This is a genomic window from Agromyces solani (assembly GCF_058349925.1).
This window is the reverse complement of record NZ_JBYRER010000001.1, coordinates 1-20,238: the sequence shown is the minus strand read 5'-3', so window position 1 is coordinate 20,238 and position 20,238 is coordinate 1. Positions and strand designations below refer to the sequence as shown.

Here is a 20,238-nt window from a genome sequence, read left to right as displayed (position 1 = left end):
GGCGCGCGGGGCTCTTCGACGGTGAGCGGATCAGGCGCGCGCGGGCTCCTCGGCGGGGGCGGTCGCATCGGCGTCGTCGGATGCCTCGGCTCGCGCCTCGTCGCGCGACGCTGCGGCGGGCGCGTCATCGGCGGACGGCGCGGCGGCCGGCTCCGCGTCGGACTCGTCGTCGATCGGCTCGACGTCGTCGAGGGCCGACTCGGTTTCGGGCTTCGAGAGGGCGCCGAAGCCGATGAGCGCGCCGAAGAGCGCGAGGGAGACGACGATACCGACGATGCCGGCCGTGACGAGGCCGCTCGAGACGACGATCGCCGACTGGCTGCCGTAGACGTCGGCGGCCGTGCCGGTCTGGCTCGTGAGCGCGGCCTCGAGCGTGGCGGTCGCCGAGTTGGTCGAGAGCGCGCCGAGCACGGTGACGACCACCGATCCGGCGAGCGCGATCGTCGGGAGGATCAGCGCGATGGGGGCGGACGGACGGGCAGTGCTCATGCGGGCGGCTCGATTCGGGTCGTCGTGACGGGCGCTCGCGAACGGAGTCCCGCGGGCCGGCGGATGCGACCCGGTGTCCGACCCTACGGGCGAACCCTATGGTTCGGCTATGGACCGCCTCCCCGCCCGCACAGAACGAGAGCGGGGCCGGCCGGTTCGGCACGAGCCCCGCTCTCGGGTGCGGCTCATCGATTGCGCGGTGAGATCGGACGCGGCGTGGGAGTGGGGACGGGCGTCGCGTTCTCCTGGGCGGTGAGCTGCTCGGCGTACTGCGTGAGGCGCTGGCCCTGCATGTCGGCGGCGGAGGGGGCGTCGCCCTCGCCGGTGACCTCGGCCTGCTTCTGCAGGCGCATGAGCTCCTGGATCGAGACGCTCGTCGTGCCTCGCTGCTCGAGCCGTTCGCTGATCGCCTGCTGCTGCAGGCGAACCGCGTCGAACACGTTCGAGTCGACCGACTGCTCCACGGCCCGGACGCCCTGCTCGGCGCGAGCGGCCCGCTCCTGCGCGGACTCCGCGCGAGCGGTGTCCTGCTGCGCCTTGAGCGAGGTCGCCACCTGCTGCTGCACGCCGTGGGCGTTGGCCCGCTGGAGCGCGGCCTCGCGACGCGCGCTGTCCTGCTGGCCCTGCAGCGACGTGACGCTCGCGGCACCGGCGCCCTGCTCCAGCTGGGAGCGCACGCCGGCGCACCCGCTGATCGAGATGATGATCACGGCGGCTCCGATCGCTGCGGCTCCGCCCTTCTTGATGTTCATGGTCCTCTCCTGTTCTGTCGGGGGTTGATGGGGATCTGAACGATCCTCAAGTTACGGAGGGGTCACACCCTCGACATCAGGACGGCCACCGGATTCGCCGTCGGTGCCGACCCACCTCCGCGACGCGTGCGAGCACCGAGCGGGGTCCGGGCGAGCACTGAGGCATCCTCGGAAACTGCACGATTCGGGCCGTTGCGCGGACTTGGCGATCTCGATCGCCGAATCGAAGCTGAACGCAGGATTCCCGCGTCAGGGCGCAACCATTCGCGAGGGGATGCCTCGTAGCCTTGAGTTGTGCGGCGATTCATGCCGCGCGCAATCAGCCAACTGCAACACCAGACCCCTCAACGAGGAACGGAGGTTCACAATGTCGAACATCACGATCGACCCCATCGTCGGCGAACCCGAGGTCCTCGAGGACGTCACGCCCGAGCAGATCGCGCTCGCGGACGGCGTCGAGCTCGACCCGGCCTGGCTCCGTCTCAAGGAGTCGGCGACGAAGCTCCAGTCGCTCCAGGTGAAGGACGGCTCGGTCCCCGTCGAGACCGACAAGGCCGAGGCATCCGCCCTCGTCGACGCCATCGTCGAGTCGATCGCCGCGCTCGCGCCGCGCTTCCCGCACGAGGCCGCATACCTCACCGCCCTGCAGGCCGACTTCCGCAAGTGGCAGGCCGAGGGCCTCGAGGTGCCCGACTTCCTCGACTCGCTCGTCGAGTTCCAGCCGCAGCGCCACCGCGTCGACGGCATCCGCCACCTCGTCGTGTTCCCGATGTACACGCAGAACGGCTCGCTCGACCGTCACGTCGAGGCGCTCGTCGTCGAGACCATCTGGCCCGAGTTCATCGCCGCCCTCGAGGCCGGCGACTACGGCAACAAGCTGTTCGTCTCGCTCCGCCTCGTCGACTTCACGCCCGGCTACGACACCAACTCGGCGGTGCTCTTCCCCGAGACGGTCGCGATGCGCGAGATCCCGCCGTTCACGTGGGGCGCCATCTTCCAGGACCGCGAGGCCGCCCGCTACCGCAAGGTCGTGCGCGCCGCGAGCGACATCACGAAGCTCGAGCTGCCCGCCGACGCGGCCGAGATGCTCACCGACCAGGAGCTCACCGAGCGCACCTTCGTCATGTGGGACATCATCCACGACCGCACCCACATGCGCGGCGACCTGCCGTTCGACCCGTTCATGATCAAGCAGCGCATGCCGTTCTTCCTCTACTCGCTGGAGGAGCTGCGCTGCGACCTGACCGCGTTCCGCGAGTCGGTCAAGATCCAGCGCGGCCTCGACGCCCGCCTCGCGAAGGGCGAGGAGCTCACCGACGTCGAGGAGCAGATGCGCTCGACCGGCAAGCTCGTGCAGTACGCGGTCATCTTCGACCGGATCTTCCGCTTCGCGATCACCGGCTCGCGCGTGCGCAACTACGACGGTCTCGGCGGCCAGCTGCTGTTCGCGTGGCTGCACAAGAAGCACGTCCTCGAGTGGCGCGACGTCGAGCTCAGCTTCGACTGGGACAAGGTCGCCGACGCGGTCGTCGAGCTCGGCGACGCGATCGACCTGCTCTACTGGGAGTCGATCGACCGCCCCAAGACGGTGCACTGGCTCAAGGCCTACGAGCTGGTCTCGTCGGTCGTCACGCCGAACCCCGCGTCGGTCTGGGCCGAGGGCCTGCCCCGCGAGGTGCTCGCCGGCCCGCCCAAGGGCTACACCGACCTCGTGATGGACGACGAGTTCCCGCTCTCGATGTTCTTCGAGGCGCTCGACAAGAAGATGAAGCCCGTCATCGAGTCGACCGTCGGCATCACGGGCAAGACCGAGGTCTGACGTCACCGTTTCAGGAAGACGTACGCTGCTCAGGACGGAATCGGCGATTTCGTCCTGAGCAGCTTTCTTTCTCCTGATCCCGCTTCCTGTCCGCTCGAAGAGGAGCCCCACATGACCGACCACCCCACGAACCCGGGCGTCGCAGGACGCGTCGTGCTCATCGCCGGGGCCACGAGCGCCGCCGGCCGGACCGTCGCCCGCAGGCTGCTCGACGCCGGCGCCCGCGTCGTCGCCGTCGGCAGCGACCGCGGCCGGCTCGACGAGATGGCGGCCGAGCTGCCCGGCATCGTGACCGAGGTCGCCGACCTCACCGACCAGATGCAGGTGTGGCCGCTCGCGATGCGCGTGCACGGCCGGGTGGGCGACGTCGACGGCATCATCCACCTCGTGGGCGGATGGCGCGGCGGCGGCGGGATCCCGGGGCAGACCGAAGAGGACTACCGCGTCCTCGAGCGCTCGTTCTCGGCGCTGCGCCACGTGAGCCGCGCCCTGTGGGACGACCTCGTCGCCTCCCCCGCCGGCCGCATCGCGATCGTCTCGTCGACGAGCGTCGAGCGCCCGCTCGCGGGCGGTGCGAACTACGCCGCCGTGAAGGCCGCGAGCGAGGCGTGGATGCAGTCGCTCGCGCACGGCCTCGGCAAGGAGGCGCCCGCCGGCGCCGCCGTCACCTTCCGGGTGAAGTCGCTCGCCGGCCTCGAGGACCGGCTCGCCGATGAGGTGGTCGCCCTCTGGTCGACCGATGGCCCGGAGCTGAACGGCCGCGTCGAGACGCTCTCCGACTGAGCGGGCGCGGCCCCGAACGGGCCCGCCTCGTCCGGCCCCGCACGCGAAGTGGGGGTGCGCGGCACGTTGACGGCGCGGATCGGCGAGGTTAGCGTCGCGTCATGAGCCCCGCCGAGCGTGGCAACGCATGATCTCGACCGCTGAACTCCGAGCCATCCCCGCGTTCGCGCGATTGTCGACCGCTGCCATCGACTACCTCGCGGAGTCGGTCGAAGACATCCACCTGACGCCGGGCGAGTACTTCGCGCACGAGGGCGACGAACGCGCCCTGTTCATCGTGATCGAGGGGCGGGCCGAGCTCACGAAGGTCGTGAACGGCGACGAACGGGTCATCGGCGAGCGGGTGCCCGGCAGGTTCTTCGGCGAGGTGCCGATGACGCTCAGCACCCCGTTCCCGGCGAGCGGCCGCGCGGCGGAGCCGACGCGCGTCATCAAGCTCGACGTGACCGTCTTCTACACGCTCGCGGCGATGGCGCCCTCTGTCCCGGCCTTCGTCGCGTCGCTCGCGCGCCGCTACCTCGACTGGCTGCAGGCCGTGGCCGCCGAGCAGGCCGAGCCCGAGGTGCGCGTCATCGCCCTCCGTGCGGATCCACGGGCGCACGAGCTCACCGGATTCCTCACCCGCAACCAGGTCGCGTTCGAGCACGTGGCGCTCGATCGGGCCGACGACGGCGCGCAGCATCCCGTCGTCGAGCTGCCCGAAGGACGACGACTCGAGAACCCCGGCCTCCGCGAGGTCGCCGCGGCCGTCGGGCTCGAGGTCGAGCCGAAGCGCCGTGACTACGAGGTCGTGATCCTCGGCGCCGGCCCGGCGGGGCTGACCGCTGCGGTCAACGCGGCGGCCGAGGGGCTGCGCACGCTCGTCGTCGAACACCTCGCGCCCGGTGGGCAGGCCGGCACGTCGACCCGCATCGAGAACTACACGGGCTTCCCCTTCGGCGTCTCGGGCGACGAGCTCGCGAGCCGCGCACTCAAGCAGGCACGGCGGCTGGGCGCCGAGATCGTGGTCACCCGCACGGCCGAGTGGCTGCGGCCCGGCGACCGGCTCGTCGGGCTCGACGGCGGCGATGAGCTGACCGCACCCGTCGTGGTCGTCGCGACCGGCGTCGAGTGGCGCACGCTGCCGGTGCCCGACATCGACCGATTCCTCGGCAGCGGCGTCTACTACGGGGCTGCGCGCAGCGACTCGGCGGTCGCACGGGGCGCCGACGTCGCGATCGTCGGTGCCGGCAACTCGGCCGGGCAGGCGGCCCTCTTCTTCTCGCGCTTCGCCCGCTCGGTGACCCTGCTGGTGCGCGGCGAGACGCTCGCGACGAGCATGTCCCGCTACCTCATCGACCAGATCGAGGCCGCCGACGGCATCGGCGTCGAGACGCGCAGCGAGCTCGTCGCCGTTCGGGGCGGCCGGGGCCTCGAGGAGGTGGACGTGCTCGACCGTTCGACTGGGTCGACGACCACGCGGCCGTACACGACCGTGTTCGTGATGATCGGCGCCGACGCGGTCACGGGCTGGCTTCCTCACGACGTCGCTCGAGACGAGCACGGCTACGTGCTCACCGGCGCCGATGCGGCGGCGACACCGCAGTGGACTCGGGAGCGGCGCCCGTTCGGCCTCGAGACGAGTGCGCCCGGCGTGTTCGCGGTCGGGGACGTGCGCTCGGGGTCCGTCAAGCGCGTCGCCGCGGGCGTGGGCGAGGGCGGCATGGCGATCGCCTACGCCCACCAGTACCTGGCGCTCGGCGGCTGAGCGTCACCGCTCGGGCGAGGTGGATGCCTCGGGTGCGGCGTCGGCATCGGGCGAAGCACTCGACCCGGTCTCGGATGCTGCGCCGTCGCCGGCCTCGGGAGACGGCGAGGCGGCCTCCTGATCGTGCTCGACGGCGACCACGAGGCATCCCCCGCCGCCGTCGCCGCCGTAGAGGGCTTCGCGCCAGGCCGCCTGCTCGGCCTCGCCGAGCGACTCGGGCATGGCTGGCGCGAGCGAGTTCGGGTCGGGCGACTCCTCCTCCCACCACGTCCAGTGGCGGTACTCGACGCCCGCCTCGGTCATGCAGTCGCGGACGAGCTGCTGGAAGGCCAGCCAGGCCGCCTGCTCCTCGGCGGTCGGGACGAGCGCCTCCGGCGTCGCGGGCGGCGTCGCGACCCCGTCGACCTCGTCGGTCGAGGCGACCGGCGAGGGATCGGTCGGGGCGGGCGTCGGGTCGCCCACGGCGTCGTTCGCGCGGGGGCGTTCGCCGGATCCACCGGCTCCGCGATCGATCTCGCCACGGGACTCGCCCGCCCCGCCGGTCCCGGTCGCGTCGCCGGCCTCGCCGCCTCCACTCGGCCCCGGCGGTTCACCCTCCGCCTGCGGGTCGAGCCGGCCGACCGCACCGGGATCGGTGCGCGCGTCGTAGAAGACGGGCGCACCCGTCCGGGCGACGGCGACGCCGAGCGACAGCGACCCGACGAGGAGCACGGCCATTGCGGCGCAGAGCAGGAGGACCTTGCGCACGCGGCACCTCCTCGTCGCACCCGGCGACCGTTCGGTGGCGCAGGTGTTGGGCCATGTTACGTGCCCCCCGAACAGGGGGCAACCCTCCTGAGGCGGTTTCAGTGGATCGGGCTGCCGCGTCAGTCGACGTGGGGGCCGCCCGCGCCCTCGGCGGCGCCGGCCGCCGGCGACGCCTCGGTCACGCCCGTGGAGGTGTCGGCCGGCGAGTGCTGGCGGCGGCTCAGCCAGACGAACGGCACCGCGAGCACCTGGAGCCCGCTGCTGACGAGCAACGACCCGGGGTACCCCCAGATGTCGGCGGAGCGGCCGAGCACCGGTTGGATGACCGCGCCGCCGGCGCTGCCGAGGAGCGAGTCGAACGAGAGCACCGTCGCACGCTGCGCCGACGGGATCATGTCGTTGAGGTACGCCCGCCGCACGGGCCCCGCGGCCGCGTCGACGAGCCCCCACAGCACGAGCAGCACGAGCGCGAGCCAGAAGCTGCGGTTGAGCCCGAGCGCGACGAGCACGCCCGTGCTCACGACGAGGCTCAGGATGATCGTCGTCGTCCGGCGCCGGAACCGGCGACGCACCCACGGTGCGAGATACCCGCCGATGACCTGGGCGCCCGAGAGGATCGCCGCGGCGAGTCCCGCGATCGAGTACGCCTCCTCGTCGCCCCACAGTTCGACGAGGTACGGCTGCAGGGCGTAGAACACGTAGAAGCCGACACCGGTCGTGAAGAACGAGGCGAACATGAGGTACCGCACGGGCGGGCGGCCGAGTCCGTAGGTGAGCGACGCCGTGAACACCGTCTTCGTCGCCCTCAGCGGGTGCGCCCGGCCCGCGGGCGTGAAGCCGAGGTCGCGCATGAGCAGCGCGGCGACGACGAACATCACGACGAGCACCCCGGCGCGCATGATGAACGGCACGCCGAGATCGGTCGCCTGCGCGACCGCACCGCCCGTGATCGAGCCGATGAACATCGCCGCCCCCGAGAGCGCGGTGCCGCGCCCGAACACGCGCTCGAGGCTGCCGGTGTACCCGGTCGCGGTGAGCGCGTCGACGAGCCACGCCTCGGTCGCGCCCGAGAAGAACGTGAAACCGAGGCCGAGCAGCACCGAGACCACCGCCCACGCCCAGAACGGCGCCTCGATGACCCAGAGCCAGTAGTAGAGGGCCGTCGTCGCGGCGAGCGTGATCGTGCCGAGCAGGTACGACATTCGCCGACCGAGCGTGTCGGCGACGACGCCGGTCGGCACTTCGAAGATCACCATGCCGACCGAGAAGAACGCGTTCGCGGCGAACGCCTCGAGGTTCGAGAGCCCCGCGTCGAGCAGGAACAGCGTGTTCACGCCCCAGATGAACGACGCCGCGAGCGTGTTGCCGATGAGCAGTGTGAAGTACACCGCCTGCACGCTGCGCGGGGTCGGTGTGCGGCTCGATCGTGCGAGGCTCTCCACCCGCCCCATCATCCTCCCGAGCGCCGCCGAGCGGAAGCGGTACGCTCACGCCATGGTGCGCTTCCTCATCCGTCTCGGCGTCTCGCTCGTGCTCGCCGCCCTCGCCCTGGCCGTCGCCGCGCTGCTCGTTCCGGGCATGCACCTGCAGTGGTCGGGTTTCCTCGTCGCGATCATCGTGTTCGCCGCCGTGCAGGCGGTCATCGAATGGCTCGTCGAGACCCTCTTCCATCGCGGCGCCCCCGCCGTCGCGGGCGTCGCCGGGCTCATCTCGACCGCGGTCGCGCTCTTCGTCGCCTCACTCGGCGACGGCATCACGTTCGACGGCATCGCGCCGTGGGTGCTCGCCGCCGTCGTCGTCTGGATCATCACCGCCCTGGCGGGCTGGCTCTCGGGCAAGTACCTGCTGCCGCGCATCGCGCCCGAGAAGCAGCGGGCCTGATCCGCCGAGCACGCGGATGCCTCGGGGCCGACGCCGGCCCCGAGGCATCCGTCTCGTCGAGCATCAGTGCATGTTGTCGCGGCCGTTGACGTGCACGGCGTAGCCGTAGCAGCCGGCGTCCTCCCAGCGGTAGGCCGGCCCGCCGCCGGCGTCGCCGCCGAGGGCGAACGACCACTCCGCCTCCTGCTCGGGCGTGAGGTCGTCGGGCATCGCGTCCTGCGGGTCGATGTCGAGCGGATCGGGCGTGACGTAGTCGGGATTCCAGGACTCGACGTAGAGGTACTCGAGCCCCTTGTCCGCCATGCACTGGCGCACGATCTCGTCTTGAGCGAGCCACTTCTCACGCGGCGTCGGCAGGTCGGGATCGTCGGGCGGGACCTCTGCCGACAGCGGGGTGCCGGCGGCACGGGCCGCCTCGGCCGCGGCGATCCCCTCATCGCCGCACCCGCCGCCGGGATTGTAGAGGTCGGGTCCGAGCAGCGCCCGATCCCAGAGGATGGACGTCTCGTAGTCCAGTCCGACCGGCTTGGAGTCCTCCTCGAGCCACCAGCGCCAGAACCGGTACTCGAAGCCCGCAGCCTCCATGCACTCGCGGACGACCTCCTGCTGTCCGAGCCACTCCGAGCGCTCCTCCGGCGTCACGTACTCGGGGTCGCTCGGCTCGAGGTACGGGTTGTAGCTCGCCGCCATCGTCCCGGTGCCGGGCTTCGGCGGGGTCTTCGGCGTCGGCGGGGGCGGGGTCGGCACCCCGGGTTCGACCTTCGGGAGGGAGGCGAGGTACGACTCGGTCGCGTCGAGCGGCACGCCGTCGCCCTCGCCGGCCCCGCCGGCGGGAGACTCGGCGACCGGCTCGGTCCGCGGCTGGTTCGCCGCGAAGGCGGCGGCACCGAGCGCGACGATCGACGCCCCGCCGAGCACGGCGCCGGAGATCGCGACGACCGCGGCGATGCGCTGCAGGTTCATGCCCCCGCCTCCTCACCGGTGGGCGCGACGTCGACGGTAGGGTCGCTTCGTCGACGGCGCGCCCACAGGCCTCCCCCGCTCGGCAGCCACCACGCCGCCATGGCGACGAAGAAGAGCACCCCGGCCGCCGTCATCACGCGGTTCACGAGGATCGCCTGCTCGATCGCGGAGGCGTAGAACGCACCGAGCGTGGTGCTCGAAGCGATGAGCGTGTACATGCCGAACCGGATGAGCACGTAGCTCGCCGCGGCGAGCCAGAGCGCGCCGAGCCAGCGGAATCGCGGCGCGGTCGTCAGCACGGCCCCGAGCACCGCCATCGCGAGCCCGAAGATTCCGGCCGCGACGAGGTCCCACGCTCCGGCCCAGTCGCCCGAGGCCATGCCCGCGACGGTTCGCCAGACGACGAGCCCGCCCCACGCGAGCAGCAGCGCGGTCGCGAGGTGCGCGAGGGCGGGCATCGCGAGCGGGAAGGTGCCGCGCGGGGCGGTGAGGGCGAGGCGGCGCAGCTGCGCGTGCCGCCAGCTGAGATCGGCGGGGATGCCGCGGACAAGGCGCCCCAGGATCGACCGCGACGCCTCCGTCCGCCCCGCCTCAGCGGCGAACGCCCGCTCCTCGTACAGGTCGGAGGCGATCTCGGCCCGGCGGGCGGTCGCGACGGGTTCGGAGAGGTCGCGCGTGTACCAGCGGCACCAGCCGAGCACGACGGCGTCCACGCGGTCGGCGCCGGTGCGGCGTTCGACCGTGCGCTCGACGAGGGTGGCGTCGAAGGGAGACATCCCGATGCCGCTCATGCGAACGCCGCCTTCGGCTGGGTGACCGGTGCCGCCGCGCGTGCGGCGAGCTCGGCGCGGTGGGCGAGTTCGCCGGCGCCGGTCACGCGGTAGAGGCGGCGGCGCGGGCGGCCCTCGGCCTCGGCGAGCGCGGCGTCCTCCCACGTCGATTCGAGGAGCCCCGCGTCGGTCATGCGGGCGAGGGCCTTGTAGAGGGTGCCGTGCGCCGTGAGCGCGGCCGCCTCGTTGCGCTCGGCGATGCGCTTCGCCAGGGCGAAGCCGTAGAAGTCGCCGTCGTCGCGCTGCAGTTCCATGCCTGCGGCGAGGATGTCGACCTCGAGGTCGAACAGCCGTCCTTCGCGTCTGCGTGCCATACGAGAAGAATAGGAAGATATCTTCCGATGCGCAAGGGTTCAGTCGGGACCGGCCGAGGATTAGGCTGGAGCCTCCGCGACACGGGGGTGCAAATGGACGACGCGACGACGCGTTTCATCGAGACGTTCGCTCGTTTCATGCACGAGGTCGTCGAGCGGCCGCGTCCGGCCGCCTCGAGCACGACCCCGCTCGGCGAGCTCGTCTCCGCGCACCTCGGCGTCCCCTTCGGCGAACTCCCCGTCGTCACCGAGTCGATGCCGCCGCACCACCTCGCGGACGTCGACCTCGCGCTCGACGAGATCGCCGCACGGGGGCGGGGCCGCGTCGTCGGCGTCACCGGCGGACAGGCCCGCGGGCATCAGTCGCTCATCGACCTCCTCGAGAATCCGCACTTCGCGTTCGACGCCGGACCGGTCGACTACACGACCGCCCCGACCGGCCCCGACTCGACCCGACGCACGGTCGCGTTCGGACTGCGGCTGTTCGAGTACGACGGGCGCCCCGTCGCGGTGCTCCAGCGCGGCGCCGCACCCGAGCACGGCCGCGAGGACCTGCGCCTCGAGATCATCGCGACCGATCCCGGCACCGGCGACGCATTCGTCACCGAACTCCGCCGGCTCATGATCGAGCGCAGCGTGCTGCGCGGGCAGGTGCTGACGATCGGCGGCGGCCCGTTCTCGTACGCGACCGGCAGCATGATGTTCCTCGAGCGCCCCGACGTGCCCCTGGATCACGTCATCCTCGACCCCGAGACCCTCGACGGCATCACGCGCCACGTCGTCGGCATCGGCGCCCACCGCAAGGCGCTGCTCGAGGCGGGCCAGCACCTCAAGCGCGGCCTGCTGCTGTACGGCCCCCCCGGCACCGGCAAGACGCACACCGTCCGGCACCTGCTCACCCTCACCGAGGGCACGACCGCCGTGCTCCTCACCGGTCCCGCCATCCGGTACATCGCGATGGCGGCCGATGTCGCCCGTGCGATGCAGCCCTCGATCGTGGTGCTCGAAGACGTCGACCTCGTCGCGCACGACCGCTCGATCATGCCCGACAACGGCGTGCTGTTCTCGATCCTCGATGCGCTCGACGGGCTCGACGGCGACGCCGACGTGACCTTCGTGCTCACGACGAACCGGGTCGAGGTGCTCGAGCACGCGCTCGCCGATCGACCGGGTCGCATCGACCACGCCGCGGAGATCCCGCTGCCCGATCGCGCGGCGCGCGGACGGCTGCTGCGGCTCTACTCCTCGGGACTGCCGTTCTCCACCGCGGCGATCGACGCCGCTGCGGAGCGCAGTGAGGGCACGACCGGCTCCTTCGCCAAGGAGCTCGTGCGGCGGGCGGTGCTGACCGCCGCCGAGGCCGATCGGCAGGTCGGTGACGCCGACCTCGCCCAGGCGCTCGACGAATTGCTCTCGTCGCGGGCGGAGCTCACCAAGCGCCTGCTCGTGGGCGGCGCCGGCGACGACCGCACCGGGAGCGGCGGCGAGGTCGTCATGGGCAGCTTCGGATACGTTCCCGGGTTCTGAGCCGAGGTCCGCCGGGTGTCGGGCGGCCGCGCGGGCACTCACTAGGCTGACGCTGTGAAAACCCGAATGACCGCTCGCCTCGGAACCGCAGTCGCCGCCGCTTCGATGGCCTTCGCCCTCGCCGCCTGCTCGTCCCCGGGCGATGCCGACGGCCACGAGAGCACATCCCACGAGCAGTCGGTGACGACCGAGCGGCTCTCGACCGACGCCCAGACCGACGCGCTCGAGAAGTACGTCGCAGCGCTGCAGACGACGATGCCGGCCATGCTCGATCAGTTCGGCGGTCTGTACTCGGACATCTCGGTCGCAGCGATCGAACCCGACACGCTCAACTACGTCTACACCTTCGCCGACCCGGTCGACCCCGACGCCGCCACGGCGAGCTTCGAGGAGCAGCGGTCGACGCTGCAGACCTTCTTCGACGAGACGCTGCAGCCCGAGATGACCGCGGCGGGAATCTCCGAGTCGCCGAAGGCGAAGTACACCTACCTCAACCCGGACGGGTCGGAGGTCTGGTCCGCCGTGTTCACCTCGGAGTGACCCCGCTCGGCCGGCGGCGGACCCCCAGGCATCGCGTGTAGCGTCCACCGCGTGACCACCACGATCGACGCCACCGCCGTGCTGCTCGACATGGACGGCACCCTCGTCGACTCGACCGCCGTGGTCGAACGGGTCTGGACGGACTGGGCGATCGAGCACGGACTCGATCCGGCCGACGTGATGCCGGTCATCCACGGCCGGCAGGCGCACGCGAGCATGGCGATCCTGCTGCCCGGTCGCCCCGTCGAGCAGAACCTCGCGGACAACCGCGCGATGCTCGAGCGCGAGACCACGGAGACCGAGGGCGTCGTCGCGATCGCCGGTGCGCTCGACCTGCTGCACGCGCTCGTCGATGCCCCGCACGCCCTCGTGACGTCGGCGACGGCCGAGCTCGCCGCCGCCCGGATGGCCGTCGCCGGCCTCGCGATGCCCGCCGTCGTGGTGACGGCCGAGAGCGTGGCCGCCAGCAAGCCCCACCCCGAGGGGTTCCTCGCCGCCGCCGACGCCCTCGGCGTGCCCTCGAGCGACTGCGTGGTCTTCGAGGACTCGGGGGCCGGCATCACGGCCGCCCGCGCCGCGGGCATGCGCGTCATCGGCGTCGGTCCGCTCGCCGAACGGCATGGGGCCGACCATCTGGTCGACGACCTGTCCTCCGTGCGGATCGCCGTCGGCGATGGCACCGCCTTGACGATCACGCTGGACTGACGGCCGCGTTCGAGCACCGCGGGGTTGACGCGCGCTGCCGCGGGACCTACAGTGAAGCAATTCATTAATTAAGGAGTTGCTTACATTGGCCGATGCAAGTGACGAGCTGAGCGCGGTGTTCCAAGCGCTCGCCGACCCGACCCGCCGCGCGATGCTCTCGCGCCTGCGCGTCGGTCCGGCGACCGTCGGCGAACTCGCCGAGCCGTTCACGATGAGCCGCCCCGCGATCTCGCAGCACCTCAAGGTGCTCGAGCGGGCGGGTCTCATCGAGCGCACCGCGACGGCCCAATGGCGCACGTGCACCCTGCGCACCGAGCCCCTCGACGAGGCATCCGCGTGGGTCGAGCACCACCGCGGCAAGTGGAACGACCGATTCGACCTGCTCGCCGAGCACCTCCGCACCATGAAGGAGCGTTCGGAATGACCGAGTACCAGACCACGACGACGGATGCTGCAGGCTCCGCCGCCCCGCAGTTCACCATCACCCGCGTCTTCGACGCGCCACGCGACCTCGTCTGGCGCGCCTGGACCGAGCACGCCGACGTCGCCGAGTGGTGGCACCCGCGCGGCATCGAGATCAAGCCCGGCAGCATCGACGTCGATGCGCGCGTCGGCGGTCGATACCGCTACACGATGGTCGCGCCCGACGGCACCGAGTACCCGACCGCCGGCGTCTACCGCGAACTCGACGCCCCGCGCCGACTGGTCATGACCTGGGGCTCCCCCGGCGATGCCGACGACGCGGCGCCCGTCATCACCGTGACGCTCCGCGAGCTGCCCGACCAGCGCACCGAGATGCTGTTCCACCTGCGCGGCATCGACGGGGCACCGGGCGACGACAACGTGTACGACGGTTGGGACTCGGCGTTCGACGTGCTCGGCGAGCACCTCGACACGGCCCGCGGCACCGACGGGGCCGACGCACCGAACGAGGCATCCTGATGGGCCGGCTCATCGTCGAACAGGTCGTGACGGCCGACGGCTACGCCGCGGACCCCGACGGCGGCATCGGCTTCTTCGAGTCGCTGATCCCGATCGGCGACGACGGCGAACCGCAGCTCAACGACGCCGAGCAGCTCGCCTACGTCTCCCAGGCCGAGGCGATCCTCTTCGGCGCGACCACCTACCGCATGTTCGCCGACTACTGGCCGAAGGTCGACCCGACCGTCGAGCACGTCGCCGCACTCATCGAGCGGCTGCCGAAGTTCGTCGTCTCCAACACGCTGACCGACGCGCCCTGGGGCGACGGCCGCATCGAACTCCTCTCGGGCGACGGTGCCGCGCGCACCGCCGAGCTCAAGGAACGGTTCGACACGATCATCGTCTGGGGCAGCCTCGTGCTCACCGACGCGCTGTTCGCGGCCGGCCTCGTCGACGAGCTCCACCTCCGCATCGTCCCGATGCTGATCGGCGAGGGCCGCTCGTTCACGCCGTCCGCGTTGGGCGACCGTCCGCTCGCGCTCGATCGCGTGGCCGAACGGCCGGGCGGGGTCGTCAGCCTGCGCTACGTCGTCCGCTGACCGGCGCCGCGGCAGCCGTCGATGGCGGCCGAGCCGCGCCCTTCAGCGCTGGAACGTGACGTGCACCGTGCCGCCGGGCGCGGTCTCGCTCGAGACCTCGTATCGCCGCTCGAGGCCGCGCAGGTCCTCCCACAGGCTGAGGCCGCGCCCGAGCACGATCGGCGCGATCGCGACGTGCAGCCGATCCACGAGGCCGGCCGCGAGGAACGACCGCACCGTGCGCACGCCGCCGCCGATGCGCACATCGGCCCCGCCCGCGGCCCGGGTCGCCTCGGCCAGTGCCTCCTCGGGCGAGGCATCGAGGAAGTGGAACGTCGTGCCGCCCGCCATCTCGATCGACGGTCGCGGGTCGTGCGTCAGCACGAACACCGGCACGCGGAACGGCGGCTCATCGCCCCACCAGCCGCGCCAGTCGGGGTCGCCGGCGTTCTGGTGCAGCCCGAACATGCCCGCGCCCAAGATCTCGGCGCCGACGTTCGTGAAGTACGCCCGTGCGTACGCGTCGTCGACGCCCGTCGTACCGGCCCCCGAGGCGTCGCCGAGCACGCGTTCGCGGAACGTCCGCGTCGCCGAGTAGGCGGCGACCAGGCGGAACCAGTCGTCGCCCATCGGGTTCTCGGCGGTCTGGTCGGTGGTCGAGGCGTAGCCGTCGAGTGAGATGTTGAGGTCGGCGCGAACGGCCACGGCGGAGTCCTTCCGGTCATCGGTCGCGGTCCGGGCATCGAACCGCGATGCCACTCTCGCGGGGACTCGAGATCCCTCGGAGTGTTTCGATGGAGATCGAAACTCGCCTCACTCGATCATTCGTCCGACCGGCCGCGCTGCCCGGTCGGCGCCGACTCGGCGGTCGGTGCCGACTCGGCGGCCGGGGCGGCCTCGACCGGGCCGTTCTCGGCCGCATCGGGCACGCCCTGCAGGTACTCGCCGGAGAGCATGCGGTACGAGCGCGTCGTGAAGGCGAAGAGCGCGAGGGCGACCATCACGAGGCCGGCGAAGAAGAACACGAGCGCGATGCCGCGCGCGTCACCGTCGCCGAGCAGCCAGCCCCACGCCGCCTGCCCGTCGGGCGAGGCCATGTACGGGATGATCCAGAACTGGGCGATCGGCGCGATGAGGAACGCCGTGATCGGCGCGGCGGCCGCCTCGAACGCCTGCGCGAACCCGAAGACCCGGCCCTGCCGGCGGAACGGCACGACCTTCTGGATCACCGTCTGCTCGGCCGCCTCGACCACGGGGATGAGGCACATGTACGCCCAGATGCCGAGCGCGTAGAGCAGCCACCACTCTCGGACCGTGAACAGCGCACCGAGCAGGCCCATGACGACGACCACGAGCAGCATCGTGCGGATCGGGTTGCGCCCGAGCCCCCACTTCGCGATCGCGAGGCCGCCGATGATGAAGCCCGTCGCCGTGACCCCGAGCACGATGCCCCACGCCTCGACGGGGAACAGCGTCAGGCCGTACGGGTCCATCAGGGCCATGTACACGCCGCCGATGAGATTGTTGAACGTCGAGAAGACGATGAGCGCGAACAGGCCGGGGGCGGCGCGGATGGCGGTGATGCTGCCGCGGACGTCGATCGCGGGCGCCCGGCCGTCCTCCGCGACGGGTCGCTCCTCTGGGATGCGCACGAACAGCAGGTGCACGAGCGCGACGAGCGTCATGACGATCGCGATCGCGAGCGTCCACCCCATGCCGAGCAGGCCGATCGCGAGCCCGCTGAACACGCTCGTGACGATGAACGCGAGGCCCTGCACGGTGCCGACCATGCCGTTGGCGTTCGCGTGGCGCTCTTCGGGCACGAGCAGGGTCACCGTCGTGGAGAGCGCGATGTTGCGCATGTTCTCGACGACCGAGCCGAACAGGATGATGCCCGAGAACGCCCAGAACCACGGCCCGCCGAGATCGACGAGCGCCGACTCGGGCTGCAGCAGGTACATCACCCCGGCGATGCCGAACGAGCCGAGCGTCACGAGGCTCGAGAACACCATGACGCGATGCTTGCGGTGCCGGTCGACGATGGTGCCGAAGAACATCGCGAAGATCGCGATGAGCAGCATGTACGCGCCGCCGATGATGCCCGTCGCGAGCACCGACTGCGTCTCGAGGTACACCCAGAACGTGAGCGCGAACCACAGGAAGCTCGTCGTGACGTTCGCGATCATCGTGTTCGCGAGCACGTGCAGGAAGGTGCGCATGCCGTTCGGCGGCGGAACGACCGGACCCGCCGACGACGCGACGGACTCCGTCGGCGGCACGTTCGCCGTGTGCCGCCCCGCCTCGGTCGTGTCGAGCTCCTCGCCCACCCTGCGAGGGTAACCGGGGCCGCCGACATCCATAACCCCCGACCTGAGCGGCATCCGTGCGTGCGCGGCGCGAATGCGCCGATTCCGTGCGCCCGCCGTCACGATGCCCGCCCGCCCGCGGATGCGAGGATGGTTCGGTGAACTCTCCGCTCCACGACACGACCTTCCGCGGCTTCGCCTCCGACAACTACTCGGGCGTGCACCCCGAGGTGCTCGCCGCCATCCAGACGGCCAACGACGGCCACCAGGTGGCCTACGGCGAGGACGTCTACACCGAGCGCCTGCAGCAGGTGTTCGCCCACCACTTCGGCGAGGGCGCCGAGGCCTTCCCGGTGTTCAACGGCACCGGTGCGAACGTGACCGGCCTGCAGTCGATGCTCCCCCGCTGGGGTGCGGTCGTCGCGGCGAAGACCGCGCACATCAACTCCGACGAGGGCGGCGCGCCCGAGCGGGTCGGCGGCATCAAGCTGCTCACCGTCGCCACCCCCGACGGCAAGCTCACCCCCGAGCTCATCGACGAGGAGGCCTGGGGCTGGGGTGACGAGCACCGCGCGCAGCCGCTCGTCGTGTCGATCACGCAGACCTCCGAGCTCGGCACCGCGTACACGGTCGACGAGGTGCGCGCCATCGCCGAGCACGCCCACTCGCTCGGCATGAAGGTGCACATGGACGGCGCGCGCCTCTCGAACGCGGGCGCCTCGCTCGGCCTGCCGCTGCGCGCCTTCACCCGCGACGCGGGCGTCGACGTGCTGAGCGTCGGCGGCACCAAGAACGGATGCCTCGGCGCCGAGGCGATCGTGGTGCTGAACCCCGAGGCATCCGAGGGCCTGAAGTACCTGCGCAAGCTCAACATGCAGCTCGCGTCGAAGATGCGGTTCGTCTCGGCCCAGCTGATCGCGCTCTACGAGGGCGACCTGTGGCTGCGCAACGCGACGCACGCGAACGCCATGGCCTCGCGCCTGCGCGAGGCGCTCGACGCGGGCATCGCCGCCGGCGAGCTGCCCGGGCTCGGCTTCAGCCAGGCGACGCAGTCGAACGGAGTCTTCGCGACGCTGCCGCAGGGGGTCGCCGACAAGCTGCGCGACCGCGGCTTCCGCTTCTACGACTGGGACGCGGCGCGCGGCGAGGTGCGCTGGATGTGCGGCTTCGACACGAGCGAGGCCGACATCGACGCGTTCGTCGCCGGCATCCGCGAGGAGCTCGCCGGGGCGTAGCCTCTCCGTCGGTCGAGTCGCGAGCTACCCCTCGAGGAGCGGGCGACGGAGGAGCACGCGTATCGAGACCCTCGTGAGTGGTCTCGATACGCTCCTTCGTCGCTACTCGACCGACGGGTGAGGCCGCTGCGCGAGCCGCTCGAGCGGGAGCCGCTCGCCGAGGATCCGCTCGGCCGCACGGTGGCCCGAGAGCAGCGCGCCGTTGACGGTCGCCGGGCAGTCGCCCCACGTCGCCTCGCCGGCGAGGTGCAGCACTCCGCCGACGGGCGTGGCGATGACGTCGTGGTCGTCGTACGAGGCGCCGCGGGCGACGTACGAGTACGAGCCGAGGGCGAACGGGTCGGAGCCCCAGCGGGTGATCCAGTGGCCGGTCGGCTCGGGCACGGCGTCGCCGTAGTTGCGTCGAAGCCCCTCGAGCACCGAGTCGACGATCTCGTCGTCGGCCATCTGCTCGATCCGGCGCGCCCACTCGCCGCCCGCGAACGTGAGCAGCATGGGGGTGCCGCTGACGACCGACACGTCGTACCAGGAGTGCCAGGGCACGCTGTCGGCGCCGAGCCGGCGGATCGCGTACGCGCCGTCCTGCCAGAACCGCTCGGGGAACTGCAGGAAGACCTTGTCGAACGTGCCCATGCCGACGCGCGCGATCGCGCCGGTCACCGTCTCGGGCAGGGCGGGCTCGAAGGCGATCGCCCCGGCCTTGAGCACGCCGAGCGGCACCGTCACGACGACGTCGGCGGCCTCGAACGACTCCGACGCGGTCGTGATGCGCACGCCCGACGCCGACCACTCGACCGCGGTGACGACCTGCTCGAGGCGGATGTCGAGACCGTCCGCGAGCGCGGTCGCGAGCGCGTCGTAGCCGTCCGGGAACACGACCTCGTCGCCGTCGATCGCATCCTCGTCGAGCCCGTGCGCGTCGACCTCGGCGCTGTCGGCGCCGCACTGCTCCTCGGTGCGGTGGCGATGGAACGCGCGCACCCGCTCGGTGCGCTCCGCGCTCCACCCGAGCTCGGCGAGCGCGCGGTCGACGACGTCGGCGTAGCTCGCGGCGTCCTCCGACGCGGCGACCACGTCGGCGAGCCGTCCCTCGACCTCTGCGACATCGGCGAGCCACGCCTCGGTCGCCGCCGCATCGAGCTCGCCGTGCGCCTCGTCGTAGTTCGCGATCGGGCGGCCGCCGGCCTGGTGGCTCCCGACCGTGAACTCGGCGGTCTCCATGCCGAAGGCCTCGACCAGGCCCGTCAGCGGGTTGCCGTCGAGCCCGTGGATCCATGAGGCGCCCCGGTCGACGCAGAAGCCCGGGGTGCGGTCGGTCCAGGTGCGGCCGCCGATGCGATCGCGCGCCTCGAGCACGACGACTCGACGGCCGGCCGCGTGCAGGAGCCGGGCTGCGGTCAGTCCGGCGACGCCGGCTCCGACGATGACGGTGTCGAACATGGGCTTCTGATCCATTCGGTCGGGTGCGGTGGGCGAAGTCGGCGGGACGCAGCGTGCCGGGATGCCTCGGGCGGTTCGACGACCGGTCGTGCCGGTGCATGCCGCCGAGGCATCCCCCTCGCTCTCACTCGGGCGCGAGCACCTCGGTGTCGCGGTTGAGCGAGCGCTTCTGGAAGTAGTCGCGGGACCCCGGGAACATCGCCCAGAGGAACATCAGCACGACGCCGAGCAGGAGCGAGCCGATGCCGACGATGAAGGCGCCGCCGACGCCCGCGACCTGCGAGTAGCCGTAGTCGGGGTTCAGCATGTCGATCGCCGACTGCACGAACGCCCAGGCCATGAAGACGCCGCCGAGGAGCGGGAACACGAGGCGGTAGAAGAAGTTGCGGCTGCTGGCGAAGAGCGTGCGGCGGAAGTACCAGACGCACGCGAAGCTCGCGATGGCGTAGAAGAAGGCGATCGCGAGGCCCATCGAGAGCAGCGAATCGGCGAGCACATCGGTCGAGACGAGGTTCATGCCGGCGTAGTAGACGATCGCGATGACGCCGACGAGCGTCGTCGAGAACGTCGGCGTCTTCGACGCGTCGTGCACCTTCGCGAAGCGGGCCGGGAGGGCCTGGTACACGCCCATGGCGAAGGTGCCGCGCGCCGTCGGCAGGAT

General features: G+C 71.6%; 21 protein-coding genes and 1 pseudogene. 11 read left to right on the top strand and 11 right to left on the bottom strand.

Going from position 1 to position 20,238, the window contains the following annotated elements; translation table 11 throughout:
* Window positions 1-30: 30 nt before the first annotated feature.
* Together AC3RJ7_RS00110 and AC3RJ7_RS00105 are read right to left on the bottom strand one after the other, a co-directional pair.
* On the bottom strand, window positions 31-489 hold the full coding sequence (locus AC3RJ7_RS00110; RefSeq protein WP_491453824.1) for a hypothetical protein: 459 nt from the start codon (window positions 487-489) through the stop codon (window positions 31-33).
* 185 nt (window positions 490-674) lie between these two features.
* Window positions 675-1,241, bottom strand: a complete 567-nt coding sequence (locus tag AC3RJ7_RS00105; protein ID WP_491453823.1) for a hypothetical protein — start codon at window positions 1,239-1,241, stop codon at window positions 675-677.
* A gap of 367 nt (window positions 1,242-1,608) precedes the next feature.
* Between AC3RJ7_RS00105 and AC3RJ7_RS00100 the strand changes: the two genes are divergently transcribed.
* The 3 genes from AC3RJ7_RS00100 to AC3RJ7_RS00090 all read left to right on the top strand — a co-directional run bounded on the left by AC3RJ7_RS00100 (window position 1,609) and on the right by AC3RJ7_RS00090 (window position 5,590).
* Window positions 1,609-3,060 carry a DUF6421 family protein gene (locus AC3RJ7_RS00100; protein WP_491453822.1) on the top strand — a complete coding sequence of 484 codons (1,452 nt, stop codon included), beginning with the start codon at window positions 1,609-1,611 and terminating at the stop codon, window positions 3,058-3,060.
* Window positions 3,061-3,171: 111 nt separating this feature from the next.
* Window positions 3,172-3,843 (top strand): SDR family NAD(P)-dependent oxidoreductase, encoded by a 672-nt coding sequence (locus AC3RJ7_RS00095; protein WP_491453821.1) that lies wholly within the window; start codon window positions 3,172-3,174, stop codon window positions 3,841-3,843.
* Between the two features lie 127 nt (window positions 3,844-3,970).
* Complete coding sequence (locus tag AC3RJ7_RS00090) at window positions 3,971-5,590, top strand: FAD-dependent oxidoreductase (RefSeq protein WP_491453820.1); 1,620 nt, start codon at window positions 3,971-3,973, stop codon at window positions 5,588-5,590.
* 3 nt (window positions 5,591-5,593) lie between these two features.
* On the opposite strand, the gene AC3RJ7_RS00085 is transcribed toward AC3RJ7_RS00090, so the two are convergent.
* Both AC3RJ7_RS00085 and AC3RJ7_RS00080 read right to left on the bottom strand, forming a co-directional pair.
* Window positions 5,594-6,337, bottom strand: coding sequence for a hypothetical protein (locus tag AC3RJ7_RS00085; RefSeq protein WP_491453819.1), 744 nt, complete (start codon window positions 6,335-6,337; stop codon window positions 5,594-5,596).
* A gap of 119 nt (window positions 6,338-6,456) precedes the next feature.
* A complete protein-coding gene (locus tag AC3RJ7_RS00080) occupies window positions 6,457-7,788 on the bottom strand; it encodes an MFS transporter (RefSeq protein ID WP_491453818.1) in 1,332 nt (443 codons plus the stop codon).
* On the opposite strand from AC3RJ7_RS00080, the gene AC3RJ7_RS00075 reads away from it, so the two are divergent.
* Window positions 7,706-8,218: a phage holin family protein gene (locus AC3RJ7_RS00075; protein ID WP_491453817.1), complete on the top strand. Its 513-nt coding sequence runs from the start codon at window positions 7,706-7,708 to the stop codon at window positions 8,216-8,218. The two genes, AC3RJ7_RS00080 and AC3RJ7_RS00075, sit on opposite strands and share 83 nt — an antisense overlap.
* 63 nt (window positions 8,219-8,281) lie before the next feature.
* Here AC3RJ7_RS00075 and AC3RJ7_RS00070 read toward each other — a convergent pair whose 3' ends face one another.
* From AC3RJ7_RS00070 to AC3RJ7_RS00060, 3 genes are read right to left on the bottom strand one after another with little or no spacing between them, the layout of a single operon-like run.
* Window positions 8,282-9,181 carry a hypothetical protein gene (locus AC3RJ7_RS00070; RefSeq protein ID WP_491453816.1) on the bottom strand — a complete coding sequence of 300 codons (900 nt, stop codon included), beginning with the start codon at window positions 9,179-9,181 and terminating at the stop codon, window positions 8,282-8,284.
* Window positions 9,178-9,972, bottom strand: coding sequence for a hypothetical protein (locus tag AC3RJ7_RS00065; RefSeq protein ID WP_491453815.1), 795 nt, complete (start codon window positions 9,970-9,972; stop codon window positions 9,178-9,180). Before AC3RJ7_RS00065 ends, AC3RJ7_RS00070 begins: the two co-directional genes overlap by 4 nt.
* Complete coding sequence (locus AC3RJ7_RS00060) at window positions 9,969-10,325, bottom strand: PadR family transcriptional regulator (RefSeq protein ID WP_491453814.1); 357 nt, start codon at window positions 10,323-10,325, stop codon at window positions 9,969-9,971. The genes AC3RJ7_RS00065 and AC3RJ7_RS00060 overlap by 4 nt, the downstream gene beginning before the upstream one ends.
* 93 nt (window positions 10,326-10,418) lie before the next feature.
* On the opposite strand from AC3RJ7_RS00060, the gene AC3RJ7_RS00055 reads away from it, so the two are divergent.
* The 6 genes from AC3RJ7_RS00055 (at window position 10,419) to AC3RJ7_RS00030 (ending at window position 14,617) form a co-directional block, all read left to right on the top strand.
* Window positions 10,419-11,852: an AAA family ATPase gene (locus AC3RJ7_RS00055; protein ID WP_491453813.1), complete on the top strand. Its 1,434-nt coding sequence runs from the start codon at window positions 10,419-10,421 to the stop codon at window positions 11,850-11,852.
* A gap of 66 nt (window positions 11,853-11,918) precedes the next feature.
* The gene (locus tag AC3RJ7_RS00050; RefSeq protein ID WP_491453812.1) at window positions 11,919-12,392 is read left to right on the top strand and encodes a hypothetical protein; all 474 of its coding nucleotides are present in this window, start codon (window positions 11,919-11,921) and stop codon (window positions 12,390-12,392) included.
* Between the two features lie 51 nt (window positions 12,393-12,443).
* Entirely contained in the window at window positions 12,444-13,097 is a 654-nt protein-coding gene (locus tag AC3RJ7_RS00045) for an HAD-IA family hydrolase (protein WP_491453811.1), read from the top strand.
* An 85-nt stretch (window positions 13,098-13,182) separates the two neighbouring features.
* Window positions 13,183-13,521: an ArsR/SmtB family transcription factor gene (locus AC3RJ7_RS00040; protein ID WP_491453810.1), complete on the top strand. Its 339-nt coding sequence runs from the start codon at window positions 13,183-13,185 to the stop codon at window positions 13,519-13,521.
* Window positions 13,518-14,039, top strand: coding sequence for an SRPBCC family protein (locus AC3RJ7_RS00035; RefSeq protein WP_491453809.1), 522 nt, complete (start codon window positions 13,518-13,520; stop codon window positions 14,037-14,039). Before AC3RJ7_RS00040 ends, AC3RJ7_RS00035 begins: the two co-directional genes overlap by 4 nt.
* A complete protein-coding gene (locus AC3RJ7_RS00030; RefSeq protein WP_491453808.1) occupies window positions 14,039-14,617 on the top strand; it encodes a dihydrofolate reductase family protein in 579 nt (192 codons plus the stop codon). Before AC3RJ7_RS00035 ends, AC3RJ7_RS00030 begins: the two co-directional genes overlap by 1 nt.
* Before the next feature lie 42 nt (window positions 14,618-14,659).
* On the opposite strand, the gene AC3RJ7_RS00025 is transcribed toward AC3RJ7_RS00030, so the two are convergent.
* Both AC3RJ7_RS00025 and AC3RJ7_RS00020 read right to left on the bottom strand, forming a co-directional pair.
* On the bottom strand, window positions 14,660-15,301 hold the full coding sequence (locus AC3RJ7_RS00025; protein WP_491453807.1) for a dihydrofolate reductase family protein: 642 nt from the start codon (window positions 15,299-15,301) through the stop codon (window positions 14,660-14,662).
* A 116-nt stretch (window positions 15,302-15,417) separates the two neighbouring features.
* Window positions 15,418-16,815 carry an MFS transporter gene (locus tag AC3RJ7_RS00020; protein ID WP_491455201.1) on the bottom strand — a complete coding sequence of 466 codons (1,398 nt, stop codon included), beginning with the start codon at window positions 16,813-16,815 and terminating at the stop codon, window positions 15,418-15,420.
* 245 nt (window positions 16,816-17,060) lie between these two features.
* Between AC3RJ7_RS00020 and AC3RJ7_RS00015 the strand changes: the two genes are divergently transcribed.
* Window positions 17,061-18,137 (top strand): threonine aldolase family protein, encoded by a 1,077-nt coding sequence (locus tag AC3RJ7_RS00015; RefSeq protein ID WP_491453806.1) that lies wholly within the window; start codon window positions 17,061-17,063, stop codon window positions 18,135-18,137.
* A gap of 102 nt (window positions 18,138-18,239) precedes the next feature.
* On the opposite strand, the gene AC3RJ7_RS00010 is transcribed toward AC3RJ7_RS00015, so the two are convergent.
* Window positions 18,240-19,577 (bottom strand): flavin monoamine oxidase family protein, encoded by a 1,338-nt coding sequence (locus tag AC3RJ7_RS00010; protein ID WP_491453805.1) that lies wholly within the window; start codon window positions 19,575-19,577, stop codon window positions 18,240-18,242.
* A 124-nt stretch (window positions 19,578-19,701) separates the two neighbouring features.
* Window positions 19,702-20,238: pseudogene (locus AC3RJ7_RS00005) on the bottom strand (amino acid transporter); the annotation flags it as partial.

Coding starts and splice junctions, on each gene's coding strand:
- AC3RJ7_RS00010 (WP_491453805.1), bottom strand. CDS start 19,577: ATGTTCGACACCGTCATCGTCGGAGCCGGCGTCGCCGGACTGACCGCA.
- AC3RJ7_RS00020 (WP_491455201.1), bottom strand. CDS start 16,815: ATGCGCACCTTCCTGCACGTGCTCGCGAACACGATGATCGCGAACGTC.
- AC3RJ7_RS00100 (WP_491453822.1), top strand. CDS start 1,609: ATGTCGAACATCACGATCGACCCCATCGTCGGCGAACCCGAGGTCCTC.
- AC3RJ7_RS00055 (WP_491453813.1), top strand. CDS start 10,419: ATGGACGACGCGACGACGCGTTTCATCGAGACGTTCGCTCGTTTCATG.
- AC3RJ7_RS00080 (WP_491453818.1), bottom strand. CDS start 7,788: ATGGGGCGGGTGGAGAGCCTCGCACGATCGAGCCGCACACCGACCCCG.
- AC3RJ7_RS00105 (WP_491453823.1), bottom strand. CDS start 1,241: ATGAACATCAAGAAGGGCGGAGCCGCAGCGATCGGAGCCGCCGTGATC.
- AC3RJ7_RS00095 (WP_491453821.1), top strand. CDS start 3,172: ATGACCGACCACCCCACGAACCCGGGCGTCGCAGGACGCGTCGTGCTC.
- AC3RJ7_RS00065 (WP_491453815.1), bottom strand. CDS start 9,972: ATGAGCGGCATCGGGATGTCTCCCTTCGACGCCACCCTCGTCGAGCGC.
- AC3RJ7_RS00070 (WP_491453816.1), bottom strand. CDS start 9,181: ATGAACCTGCAGCGCATCGCCGCGGTCGTCGCGATCTCCGGCGCCGTG.
- AC3RJ7_RS00090 (WP_491453820.1), top strand. CDS start 3,971: ATGATCTCGACCGCTGAACTCCGAGCCATCCCCGCGTTCGCGCGATTG.
- AC3RJ7_RS00050 (WP_491453812.1), top strand. CDS start 11,919: ATGACCGCTCGCCTCGGAACCGCAGTCGCCGCCGCTTCGATGGCCTTC.
- AC3RJ7_RS00060 (WP_491453814.1), bottom strand. CDS start 10,325: ATGGCACGCAGACGCGAAGGACGGCTGTTCGACCTCGAGGTCGACATC.
- AC3RJ7_RS00110 (WP_491453824.1), bottom strand. CDS start 489: ATGAGCACTGCCCGTCCGTCCGCCCCCATCGCGCTGATCCTCCCGACG.
- AC3RJ7_RS00075 (WP_491453817.1), top strand. CDS start 7,706: ATGAGCAGTGTGAAGTACACCGCCTGCACGCTGCGCGGGGTCGGTGTG.
- AC3RJ7_RS00030 (WP_491453808.1), top strand. CDS start 14,039: ATGGGCCGGCTCATCGTCGAACAGGTCGTGACGGCCGACGGCTACGCC.
- AC3RJ7_RS00035 (WP_491453809.1), top strand. CDS start 13,518: ATGACCGAGTACCAGACCACGACGACGGATGCTGCAGGCTCCGCCGCC.